The sequence below is a fragment of the uncultured Lutibacter sp. genome, assembly GCF_947493565.1.
Taxonomy (GTDB): domain Bacteria; phylum Bacteroidota; class Bacteroidia; order Flavobacteriales; family Flavobacteriaceae; genus Lutibacter; species Lutibacter aestuarii.
This window is the reverse complement of the sequence record NZ_CANLRG010000006.1, coordinates 226,200-238,631: the sequence shown is the minus strand read 5'-3', so window position 1 is coordinate 238,631 and position 12,432 is coordinate 226,200. Positions and strand designations below refer to the sequence as shown.

10 protein-coding genes are annotated in these 12,432 nt (G+C 31.9%); 7 read left to right on the top strand and 3 right to left on the bottom strand.

All coding sequences use genetic code 11. The features are described from left to right. Nucleotides 1-85: 85 nt before the first annotated feature. The 6 genes from Q0714_RS09625 to Q0714_RS09600 all read left to right on the top strand — a co-directional run bounded on the left by Q0714_RS09625 (nucleotide 86) and on the right by Q0714_RS09600 (nucleotide 6,403). A complete protein-coding gene (locus Q0714_RS09625) occupies nucleotides 86-2,536 on the top strand; it encodes a thiamine pyrophosphate-dependent enzyme (RefSeq protein ID WP_298264526.1) in 2,451 nt (816 codons plus the stop codon). A gap of 212 nt (nucleotides 2,537-2,748) precedes the next feature. After that, the gene (locus Q0714_RS09620; protein WP_298264524.1) at nucleotides 2,749-2,979 is read left to right on the top strand and encodes a 4Fe-4S binding protein; all 231 of its coding nucleotides are present in this window, start codon (nucleotides 2,749-2,751) and stop codon (nucleotides 2,977-2,979) included. 18 nt (nucleotides 2,980-2,997) lie between these two features. Next, entirely contained in the window at nucleotides 2,998-4,122 is a 1,125-nt protein-coding gene (locus Q0714_RS09615) for a 3-methyl-2-oxobutanoate dehydrogenase subunit VorB (RefSeq protein ID WP_298264523.1), read from the top strand. After that, nucleotides 4,076-4,849, top strand: a complete 774-nt coding sequence (locus tag Q0714_RS09610; RefSeq protein WP_298264522.1) for a thiamine pyrophosphate-dependent enzyme — start codon at nucleotides 4,076-4,078, stop codon at nucleotides 4,847-4,849. Before Q0714_RS09615 ends, Q0714_RS09610 begins: the two co-directional genes overlap by 47 nt. Before the next feature lie 6 nt (nucleotides 4,850-4,855). Then, nucleotides 4,856-5,422: a 2-oxoacid:acceptor oxidoreductase family protein gene (locus tag Q0714_RS09605; RefSeq protein WP_298264521.1), complete on the top strand. Its 567-nt coding sequence runs from the start codon at nucleotides 4,856-4,858 to the stop codon at nucleotides 5,420-5,422. Nucleotides 5,423-5,500: 78 nt separating this feature from the next. Continuing rightward, complete coding sequence (locus Q0714_RS09600) at nucleotides 5,501-6,403, top strand: TIGR01777 family oxidoreductase (protein WP_298264520.1); 903 nt, start codon at nucleotides 5,501-5,503, stop codon at nucleotides 6,401-6,403. Nucleotides 6,404-6,413: 10 nt separating this feature from the next. Here the strand turns inward: Q0714_RS09600 and Q0714_RS09595 are convergent, their stop codons facing one another. From Q0714_RS09595 to dnaK, 3 genes are all read right to left on the bottom strand, one after another. Further along, a complete protein-coding gene (locus Q0714_RS09595; RefSeq protein ID WP_298264519.1) occupies nucleotides 6,414-7,364 on the bottom strand; it encodes a nitronate monooxygenase in 951 nt (316 codons plus the stop codon). 84 nt (nucleotides 7,365-7,448) lie between these two features. Continuing rightward, nucleotides 7,449-8,726, bottom strand: coding sequence for an NAD(P)/FAD-dependent oxidoreductase (locus Q0714_RS09590; protein WP_298264518.1), 1,278 nt, complete (start codon nucleotides 8,724-8,726; stop codon nucleotides 7,449-7,451). A 107-nt stretch (nucleotides 8,727-8,833) separates the two neighbouring features. Then, the gene (gene dnaK, locus Q0714_RS09585; RefSeq protein WP_298264517.1) at nucleotides 8,834-10,744 is read right to left on the bottom strand and encodes a molecular chaperone DnaK; all 1,911 of its coding nucleotides are present in this window, start codon (nucleotides 10,742-10,744) and stop codon (nucleotides 8,834-8,836) included. A 221-nt stretch (nucleotides 10,745-10,965) separates the two neighbouring features. Between dnaK and Q0714_RS09580 the strand changes: the two genes are divergently transcribed. Next, nucleotides 10,966-12,390, top strand: coding sequence for an L-serine ammonia-lyase (locus tag Q0714_RS09580; RefSeq protein ID WP_298264516.1), 1,425 nt, complete (start codon nucleotides 10,966-10,968; stop codon nucleotides 12,388-12,390). Nucleotides 12,391-12,432: the final 42 nt, after the last annotated feature.

Below are 12,432 nucleotides of genomic sequence, written 5' to 3'. Positions count from 1 at the left end.
TTTTTAAGATATTTCAACTGATTGAAGTTATTTTTAAATATCATTTAAAATCATTAACTTTGCAAAACTAAAAAAATCATAATATATGACTGTAAAATCTTCATCTACAAGCCATCAACAATTATCTTTTTCAGAATTTAAAAAAGAAGTACTTCAAGACTACAAAATAGCAGTAATAAGCAGAGAATGTAGTTATTTAGGACGTAGAGAAGTTTTAACTGGAAAGGCAAAATTTGGGATTTTTGGTGATGGTAAAGAAGTTCCTCAATTAGCTATGGCAAAAGCTTTTAAAAAAGGTGATTTTAGATCGGGATATTACAGAGATCAAACATTTATGATGGCTATTGGCGAATTAACACCTCAACAATTTTTTGCAGGGTTATATGCAAATCCAAGTATTAATGAAGATCCTATGTCGGGTGGACGCCAAATGGGAGGACATTTTGCAACTCATAGCTTAGATGAACAAGGACAATTTAAAAATTTAACAGAACAATACAATTCGAGTAGTGATATTTCACCAACAGCAGGTCAAATGCCTAGAATGTTAGGAATTGCTCAGGCTTCAAAAATGTTCCGTAACCTTCCTGAATTAAAAAATTCAAAATTCTCCAATAATGGAAATGAAGTTTCTTGGGGAACTATTGGTAATGCAAGTACTTCTGAAGGTGTGTTTTTTGAAACCATTAATGCAGCAGGTGTTATACAAGTTCCTATGATTATTAGTGTTTGGGATGACGATTATGGAATTTCTGTGCCTGCAAAATTTCAAACCACCAAAGAAAGTATCTCTGAAATCTTAAAAGGGTTTCAAAGAGATGAAAATACTGATGGATATGAAATTATTGTAGTGAAAGGCTGGGAATATCCACAATTAGTAGAGGCTTATTCAAAAGCATCTAAAATTGCTCGTGAAGAGCACGTTCCAGTATTAATTCATGTAAAAGATTTAACACAACCACAAGGACATTCTACCTCTGGGTCACATGAACGTTATAAATCTAAAGAACGATTGATTTGGGAAAAACAACATGATTGTATTTCTAAAATGCGTGACTGGATTATTGAATTTGAACTTACTGATGAAAATGATAACGTATTAAAATTTGTAGATTCTGAGGAAGCTTTAATTCGAATTGAAAAAGATGCAAAAAAAGAAGTTAATCAAGCTAAAAGAGAAGCGTGGAATAACTTCTTAAACCCAATAAAACAACAACGAAGTATTTTAGCTCAGCTATTAGAAAATCTAGCCTCAAAAAGTAATAATAAATCCTTTATTTCAAAACTTAAAAACGACTTAACTGCTATCAGTGATCCTTCAAGAAAAGATCTTTTATCAACGGCAAGAAATGCTATTATTTACGTTAGAAATGAAAGCTCTTCTGAAAAAAAACAACTGCAAAACTGGATTACTAATTATTTTGAAACAGAGCAACCAAGATTTAGTTCTCATTTAAATAGCACTACCGATAAAAATGTATTTCATGTAAAAGAAGTATTACCTACTTATAATGAGAACCCTGAATTAGTTGATGGAAGAATTATTATAAAAGATAATTTTGATTGTATTTTTTCTAAATATAATGATGTGTTTATTTTTGGTGAAGATTCAGGTAATATTGGTGATGTAAATCAAGGTTTGGTTGGACTTCAAGAAAAATATGGAAAATTAAGAGTTTCAGACACTGGAATTAGAGAAGCTACAATTATTGGACAAGGAATTGGAATGGCAATGAGAGGTCTTCGACCAATTGCCGAAATTCAATATTTAGATTATCTACTTTATGGCTTACAAATTATGAGTGATGATTTGGCTACCCTACACTATAGAACAGCAGGTAAACAAAAAGCTCCTTTAATTGTTAGAACTAGAGGGCATAGACTAGAAGGTATTTGGCACTCTGGATCTCCAATGGGCGCTATTGTACATTTATTAAGAGGAATGAATATTTTAGTTCCAAGAAATATGACTAAAGCTGCTGGTTTTTACAACACCTTATTAGAATGTGACGAACCTGCTCTTATTGTTGAAAACCTAAATGGATACCGTTTAAAAGAAAAATTACCAAACAACTTTGGAGAGTTTAAAACTCCTATCGGCATTGTTGAAACCATTAAAGAAGGAAAAGATATTACCGTACTTTCTTATGGTTCAACTTTAAAAATTGTGGAAGATGTAGTAAGTAAATTAAATCAGGTTGATATTGATATCGAAATAATTGATGCACAAAGTTTACTACCTTTTGACATTAAACAAGATGTTGTAAAAAGCATCCAAAAAACCAATAGAATTATAATTATAGATGAAGATGTTCCTGGTGGAGCTTCAGCCTATTTACTTAACGAAATTTTAGAAAAACAAGATGCGTATAAATATTTAGATAGCAAGCCAGTAACTTTAAGCGCTAAAGAACACAGAGCAGCGTATGGTACAGATGGGGATTATTTTTCTAAACCAAATGCTGAAGATATTTTTGAAGCTATTTACCAAATAATGCACGAAGCTAACCCTTCAAAATATAACAAACTTTATTAATGTAATATTTGTTACATAAAAACTTAAAATTTTAAAAAGCACCTTGTAGGTGCTTTTTTTATTGAAAAAACATTGAAATTAATACAAAATAATTTTCAAAAAAAGATGACAATTATCACAGATTGACATTTATCATACTTTATACAATAAAATAGCTATATCTTTGAGAATACCCAAATAAGAAGTTACTAATCACTAATAAAATTATTAAAATGGCAAAAGTTAAAGGTGCAATTGTAGTTGACACTCAAGCATGCAAGGGCTGTGAAGTTTGCGTCCCTGTTTGTCCTGAAGACGTTATTGGAATGACTACAGACGTTAACAGAAAAGGCTATCATTACGCATATATGAAAAACCCAGAAGCTTGTACTGGATGTACAAACTGTGGTATAGTATGCCCTGATAGAGCTATTTCAGTGTATAGAGTAAAAGTTTCAGCATAATTTAATAAATCTATTAAAATGTCAGAATTAAAATTAATGAAAGGAAACGAAGCGTTAGCTGAGGCTGCTATTAGAGCAGGTGTTGATGCTTACTTCGGTTATCCTATTACACCACAATCAGAAGTAATTGAGTATTTAATGACGGAACGTCCTGAAGAAAGAACAGGAATGGTTGTGTTACAAGCAGAAAGTGAAATTGCTGCAATAAATATGGTATATGGTGCTGCAAGTACTGGAAAAAAAGTAATGACCTCATCATCAAGCCCAGGTATTTCACTAAAATTAGAAGGTATCTCCTACTTAGCTGGAGCTGAATTACCAGCAGTTATTGTAAATGTTGTTAGAGGTGGGCCTGGCTTAGGAACCATTCAACCCTCACAAGCAGACTATTTTCAATCTGTAAAAGGTGGTGGTCATGGAGATTATAAGCTTTATGTTTTAGCTCCTGCATCTGTTCAAGAAATGTCAGATTTTATAGAAGATGCTTTTGATATAGCATTTAAATATAGAGCTCCTGTATTAATTCTTTCAGATGGGTTAATTGGCCAAATGATGGAAAAAGTTCAGTTAAAAGACCAAAAAGAAAGAATTAGCAACGAAGAGTTAATCAAAAGACATGATAGCTGGGCGGTAACAGGTAAAACTAACAGAGAACGAAATATTATTACATCTCTTGATCTTCAATCTGAAAAAATGGAAGCTAGAGTTCATAGGTTAATGAAAAAATATGAACAAATGGAAAAAGAAGATCTTCGATTTGAAAAAATCAACTGTGATGATGCAGAATACTTAATTGTCGCTTATGGATCAAGTGCACGTATTGCACAAAAAGCAGTTGAATTAGCAAGAGAAAAAGGAATAAAAGCTGGTTTACTTAGACCAATTACTTTATTTCCATACCCAAAACAAGAACTATTTAAATTAGCTGACCAAGTAAAAGGAATTTTAAGTGTAGAACTAAATGCAGGGCAAATGGTGGAAGATGTTAAACTTTCAGTAGAACATAAAGTACCTGTTGAACACTTTGGAAGAACTGGCGGTATTATCCATACACCAGAAGAAATTTTAGAAGCCTTAGAACAAAAAATTATAAACCATGAACGTATTAGATATAGTAAAACCAGAGAATCAAGTATTCTGTAAAACAAAATTAATGACGGACACTACCCTTTCGTATTGTCCAGGATGTGGTCATGGAACCGCTCATAATTTAACCATGGAAGTTATTGATGAAATGGGAATTTCTGAAGATACTATTGGTGTTGCACCTGTTGGTTGTTCTGTTTTGGCTTATGATTTTATGAATATTGACATGACACAAGCCGCTCACGGAAGAGCACCAGCTGTAGCCACAGCTATTGCTAGAACTTGGCCAGAAAAGTATGTTTTTACATACCAAGGTGATGGAGATTTAGCAGCTATTGGTACCGCAGAAACTATTCATGCGTGTAATAGAGGCGAAAATATAGTAATCATTTTTGTAAATAATGGTATTTATGGAATGACTGGAGGACAAATGGCTCCAACTACATTAGAAGGCATGAAATCATCAACTTCTCCTTATGGTAGAGAAATTGCCTCTATGGGATCTCCTTTAAAAATGACTGAATTAGTTGCTAATTTGCCTGGTGTATATTATGTTACTCGCCAATCAGTTCATACTCACAAACACGCACGTAAAGCTAAAAAAGCTATTAAAAATGCTTTTGAAAATACTAGATTAAAAAAAGGACTATCTTTTATTGAAATAGTTTCAAATTGTAATTCAGGATGGAAAATGACTCCAAATGAATCTAATATTTGGATGGAAGAAAATATGTTCCCTTACTTCCCATTAGGAGATATTAAAGTTAATGGAAAATTAAAATAACAAATTATGACAGAAGAAATTATTATAGCAGGTTTTGGAGGGCAAGGAGTCCTTTCTATGGGAAAAATTTTAGCATACTCTGGCATAATGCAAAATCAAGAAGTTAGCTGGATGCCATCATATGGACCAGAAATGCGTGGAGGAACTGCAAACGTTACAGTGATATTAAGTGACGATAGAATTAGCTCTCCATATTTAAAGATTTTTGATACGGCTATTATTTTAAACCAACAATCTATGGATAAATTTGAAGAGAGTGTAAAACCTGGTGGAGTTTTAATTTACGACCCTAATGGAATTTCTCATCATCCAACCAGAACAGACATTAATATTTACCAAATTGAAGGTACCAAGTTAGCTGCCGAAATGGGAAATAAAAAAATATTCAACATGGTAATTTTAGGTGGATTTTTAAAAGTAAAACCTATTGTTCAATTAGAAAATGTAATTGAAGGTTTAAAAAAATCATTATCTGAACGCTACCATCACTTAATTCCTTTAAATACAGAGGCTATATCGACAGGAATGAATAAGATCACCCCATTTAAAGTTGAAAAACAAGTTTTTTCATAAATTAGTTTTTAGTTGTTCAATTTTTTTTTGAATTCGGTTATTTTGTAATATATTCAACTACAAAATAACCGAATTTTTATGGCCTCAATATTGGTAACAGGTGGAACTGGATTAATTGGAAAACACCTCATAACTTTATTAAAGAAAAAAGGACATCATGTATCCATTTTAAGCAGAAATAATTCTAACGAAGAAAACATATTTCAGTGGAATATTGAAGAAAAATATATAGATGAGGAAGCAATTAAAAATGCTGATTATATTGTTCATTTAGCTGGTGCAGGTATCGCAGACAAACGATGGACGAAGAAAAGAAAAGAAATTATCATTAATAGTCGAGTTTTTTCAACTCATTTATTATTTCAAAAAGTTAAAGAGTTAAATCCAAACCTAAAAGGTTTTATTGCAGCATCTGGTGTGGGGTTTTATGGTGCAACCACTTCAACTAATATTTATACTGAAAATGACGTCGCTGGAAATGATTTTTTAAGTAAAACTTGTTCTCTTTGGGAAGAATCTTCTTTACATTTTAATTCTCTCAACATTAGAACTGTAATTTTTAGAACAGGAATTGTTTTAAGCAAAAAAAAAGGAGCTCTAGAAAAAATTGTTAAACCAATTAAAATGGGTTTTGGTGCTATACTAGGAAATGGCAAACAATACGTTCCTTGGATTCATATTACTGATTTATGTAATATGTATATAGCTGCTATTGAAAACGAAAAATATCAAGGAATTTATAACGCAGTTACTCCTGAACATACTACGCATCAAAACTTAACCAAACAAATTGCTTTAATTTTTCAAAAACCATTATGGTTACCAAATATACCAAAGCTATTTTTAAAAATAATTTTAGGAAAAATGGCTGTTATTATTTTAGAAGGAAGTAGAGTTTCCTCTCAAAAAATAACAGATATAGGATTTAAATTTAGTTTTCCTTCTTTAGAAAATGCACTGAATGATTTATTAAAAAAATAGCATACTAGAGCTATTCAATAAGCTGTTGTATGATTTTTGAAACAGGCAAAATTTCTTTGGTATGCTCAATACTAGGTCCTGCTACCCACACCGTTTTATAAGTAGCTTTTTTAGCTGCTTTTTCTGTTGCCTTCATTCCAATTGAAAAACGAATCATTTTAACCCATTTTTTCAATTTTTTATTTTTATTTAAAATGCGTTCAATCCAAGTTTGTTTCGTTCCAATTTTTTGAACATAAGGTGTGTTAATTACGGTGCAAGGCGTTCCTGAAATACGTTCAGTCATTACTATATCATTTGCTCCATACTTTACACAAGCTTGTTTATATTCTTCAGTTACATTAGCCTCTTCAGAAGCTATAAATGGACTTCCTACCGAAACTCCTTCCGCTCCTAAAATTAGCATTTTATCTATATCTTTTTTACATCCAACTCCTCCAGCAGAAATAACAGGAATGGCACAGTTTTTAACTAATTCAGAAATCAAAACTTCAGGAGAATGATTTCCTCTATGCCCTCCAGCCAAATTATTTACAGCAATTAAAGCATCTGCTCCTAAACCTTCAACCTTTTTAGCAAAATTTAAATCAGTTACATCACAAAACACTTTGATATTTTTTTTGTGAGCTCTTTTAATGCTCTCTTCTGGACTTCCTAATGAGGTGATAATAAAATCTACCCCTTCTTCACAAATAATTTGCAACTGGTCTTTGTATTTTATATTGGATTTGTTAACAATTAAATTAAATCCAAAGGCACCACCTTCAATTTTAGCCGCCTTTAATTCTTTAATGGCTGCGCGTAATTCATCTAAAGTTCTATAATTTAAAGCAGGGATACAGCCAGCTATACCATTTTTCATAGCTTCAATAACCATTGCAGTATTAGACACCAAAAACATAGGCGCTTGAATAATTGGATGCTTAATATTTAAAAGCTGAGTTAATTTAGTTACTGCCATAATAGAGTTTTAGCCAAATATAGAAAATTACTATGTATGCATAATAATTTCACTAAAAAAATTAAATGATATATAATATATATTTTAGGGTTTCTTTTTAAAAGGTCTAATTATCAATCTAGTTTCTCTATCAAACCGAATGTAATTATATACCCAGTTTAAAAAAACAACAGCTCTATTTCTAAAACCAATGAGTGAAAACAAGTGCACAAACATCCACACAAACCAGGCAAAAACTCCTTGAAACCTTATTTTTTTTAAATCAACTACGGCTTTATTTCTTCCAATGGTTGCCATAGCTCCTTTGTCTTTATATATAAAGGGTTTTAAAGGTTTATTAGTTATTTCTGCTATCATATTATATGCTAAATGTTTTCCTTGTTGTATGGCTGGTTGTGCCATCATTGGATGCCCTTTTGGATACTGATTAGTACTCATACATGCAACATCGCCAATAGCAAAAACATTCTTATACCCTTTTACTTTATTAAATTCATCTACTTTAATACGCTCTGCTCTTTCAATAATACATTCATTTTGTAAACCATTTACAGTTGCTCCTTTAACTCCAGCAGCCCAAATAACCGTCGCTGCTTCAAAATTTAAATCAGTATTTGTATCAACTTTATAACCATCATAATCTACTACATGAACATTTTTATAAATATTTACCCCTAAATGAATTAAAAAGTCTTCGGCTTTTTCCGAAGCAATTTCACTCATAGTATTTAACAAGCGATTCCCTCCTTGTACAATATTAATTTGCATTTGTCTGATATCTAAATCTGGGTAATCTTTAGGTAAAATTCCTTTCTTCATTTCTGCTAAAGCACCAGCTAACTCAACTCCAGTAGGGCCTCCTCCAACAATTACAAAATTCATTAAAGCATTACGTTCTTCAAGATTTGAGGTGAGTAAGGCGTCTTCAAAATTTTCGAGTATTAAACTTCTTAAATTTAAAGATTGTGGGACACTTTTCATAGCCATACTAAATTTCTCAATTTTAGTATTTCCAAAATAATTTGTTTTAGAACCTGTTGCTATTACTAAGTAATCGTATTTTAATTTACCAATGTTGGTTATTATTTTTCTTTTATTAGTATCTATCTCTGAAACTTCAGCTAATCTAAAATAAAAATTAGGGATATCTTTAATTACTTTACGTATTGGAAAAGCAATAGAATCAGGTTCTAAGCCTCCAGTGGCAACTTGATATAATAAAGGTTGAAATGTATGGTAATTATTTTTATCGATTAAAACGACTTGAAGTTCTTGGTTTTTTAAATTTTTTGCAAGCATAATTCCTGCAAAACCTCCTCCAACAATTACAACTCTGGGGAAACTAGTTTTAGGTATATTCATAACTTTTAGTTCGTAGTTATCAAATTTACAAATTATGAATTACACTAAACAAAAAAACGCTTTCAAAAATCGAAAGCGTTTTCTTAAGTATGTTAACGAATAACTAATTAGTCTTCTTTTACTTCTTCAAAGTCAACATCTTCTACATTATCTCCCTCATTTTTTGGTTGTGCATTACCTGCATCACCAGTTGGTGCGCCTTGTGCTTGCGCCTCTTGTTGAGCTTTATACATTTCTTCACTTGCTACTTTCCAAGCTTCATTAATTTTTTCCATTGCAGCATCAATTTGTGCAAGGTCTTTAGTTTCATGAGCTTTCTTTAATTCAATTAAAGCAGCTTCAATAGGTTCTTTTTTATCTGCTGATAATTTATCACCAAATTCTTTTAATTGTTTTTCTGTTTGGAAAATCATCGAATCTGCGCCATTAATTTTTTCAGCAACTTCTTTTGCTTTTTTATCAGCGTCAGCATTTGCTTCTGCATCAGCTTTCATTTTCTTGATTTCCTCCTCAGTTAAACCAGAAGAAGCTTCAATTCTAATGTCTTGCGTTTTGTTGGTTGCTTTGTCTGTAGCAGTTACATGAATAATTCCATTAGCATCAATATCAAAAGTAACTTCAATTTGAGGAACTCCTCTTTGTGCTGGTGGAATTCCATCTAAATGGAAACGACCAATCGTTTTATTATCTGCAGCCATAGCACGCTCTCCTTGAAGCACATGGATTTCAACTGATGGTTGGTTGTCTGCAGCTGTTGAGAATACTTGTGATTTTTTAGTTGGAATAGTTGTATTAGCTTCAATTAACTTTGTCATTACATTTCCCATAGTTTCAATACCTAAAGAAAGTGGTGTAACGTCTAACAGCAATACATCTTTTACATCTCCAGTTAAAACTCCTCCTTGAATAGCTGCTCCAATAGCTACAACTTCATCTGGATTTACTCCTTTTGATGGCGCTTTTCCAAAGAATTTTTGAACAGCTTCTTGTACTGCTGGAATACGAGTTGATCCACCAACTAATATAATTTCATCAATATCACCTGTTGTTAAACCTGCGCTATCCAATGCTTTTTTACAAGGCTCAATTGTTCTACGAACTAAATCATCAATTAATTGTTCAAATTTAGATTTAGATAAAGTTCTAACCAAGTGTTTTGGACCTGTAGCAGTAGCCGTTACATATGGTAAATTAATTTCTGTTGATGCTGAAGATGATAATTCTATCTTCGCTTTTTCAGCAGCTTCTTTTAAACGTTGTAAAGCCATTGGGTCTTGACGTAAATCCATATTTTCATCAGCTTTAAACTCTTCAGCCAACCAATCAATGATTTTTTGATCAACATCATCTCCTCCTAAATGCGTATCTCCATCTGTTGATAATACTTCAAAAACACCATCTCCTAATTCTAAGATAGATACATCATGTGTACCACCACCAAAATCAAAAACTACAATTTTTTGGTCTTGTCCTTTTTTATCTAAACCATAAGCTAAAGCTGCAGCAGTTGGTTCATTTATAATACGACTTACTTTTAAACCTGCAATTTCACCAGCTTCTTTTGTTGCTTGACGTTGTGCATCGTTAAAATATGCTGGAACAGTAACCACTGCTTCTTTTACTTCTGTACCTAAATAATCTTCAGCAGTTTTCTTCATTTTTTGAAGAACCATTGCTGATATTTCTTGCGGTGTATATAATCTTCCATCAATATCTACACGAGGTGTATCATTATCTCCTTTAACTACTTTATATGGTACACGTTCTGCCTCCATTTGAGATTCAGAATATTTATTACCCATAAAACGTTTAATTGAATAAATGGTTTTTAGTGGGTTTGTAACTGCTTGTCTTTTAGCAGGATCTCCTACTTTACGTTCTCCTCCTTCAATAAATGCCACAATAGAAGGGGTAGTTCTTTTTCCTTCGGCATTAGGAATTACAACAGGCTCATTTCCTTCCATTACAGAAACACAAGAGTTGGTAGTTCCTAAATCTATTCCTATAATTTTACTCATAATTATATTTTTAAATAATTGTTTTAATTTTTTTAAACTTACAATAAGCAATAGACAATGACTGTGCCATTAAAACAAATATGTCAAGTTGTCATAATTTAAAGTCATAACCAAAAAAATTGACATTAAATCTTAGCATTCTTTAGAATAATTTCAAAATATTTTCAAAAATGCATTTAACAAAGCCTTATATTTACACAATTTTTAAAACGAAAAATTAAATGGAGTGTATTTCTATTTTTGATATGCTTAAAATTGGAATTGGTCCCTCAAGTTCACATACTTTAGGTCCATGGAGAGCTGCTGAAAGGTGGATAAATCATCTAAAAAAAGTTAATTTATTTGATAGCATAACTGCTGTTAAAGTTGATTTGTACGGATCTTTATCTTTAACAGGAAAAGGGCATGCTACAGATTTAGCTGTGATTTTAGGTTTATCTGGTTGCGATCCTGAGTATATTCCTACTGATGAAATACAACCTTTAATTTCTAAAATTAAGGAGGAACAAAAATTAAAATTTGGCAACAGTTTCAATATTCATTTTGAAGCAGCTTCTAACATTGTTTTTAATAAAGAATTTTTACCATTTCATGCAAATGGAATCAAATTTACTGGCTTTAGCCATGATAAAGAAATTTCAACAGACACCTATTATTCAATTGGAGGAGGTTTCATTGTTAGAGAAGAACTAATACATGCCAAAGAAAATATTGAAATCCACAAAACATTTCCTTATCCAATTCAAAAAGCAAAAGAGTTAGAAGAATACTGTAAACAAACCCAATTAAAAATTTCTGAAATTGTATTAGAAAATGAACGTTCTTTAAGAAGTGATGAAGAAATTGACTTTGAAATAAAAAGAGTTTGGAATACCATGCTTGAATGTATGTATATTGGATGTCATACTGAAGGAAAATTACCTGGAGGTTTAAATGTTAGAAGAAGAGCTTTTGATTTACATGAAAAATTAAAAGAAGAAAAAAAATATAATTCTCCCGAAGAATGGCTAGTTGCTATTAGAAATACCGAAGTTAAATTTCGTCAAATATTAAAATGGGTAAGTTGTTTTGCTTTAAGTGTTAATGAAGTTAACGCTTCATTAGGACGAGTTGTAACAGCACCAACAAATGGTAGTTCTGGAGTAATTCCTGCTGTTTTAATGTATTATATGGTAATTGAAAATCATGATGCAGATTTTAAGCAGATTAAACAATTTTTATTAGTGGCTGGAGAAATTGGAAGTTTATTTAAAAAAGGAGCAACCATATCTGCAGCTATGGGAGGATGTCAAGCAGAAATAGGGGTTTCATCAGCGATGGCAGCCGGAGCCTTAACTGAGTTGTTAGGCGGAACCCCTGAACAAGTTTTAATGGCAAGTGAAATAGCTATGGAACACCATTTAGGTTTAACCTGTGATCCTATTGGTGGTTTGGTACAAATACCTTGTATTGAACGAAATGCTATGGGAGCTATCAAAGCCATAAATGCTGCTGAACTGGCTTTAGAAAGCGATTACTTAAATGCAAAGGTTCCTTTAGATAAAGTAATTTCGAGTATGTGGGAAACTGCAAAAGACATGAATGTTAAGTATAAAGAAACCTCAGAAGGTGGTTTAGCCGTTAGTGTAAATATTTCAGATTGTTAAAATAATTACGAAATACCAATTTTATTTTTTTATATTTGAGTA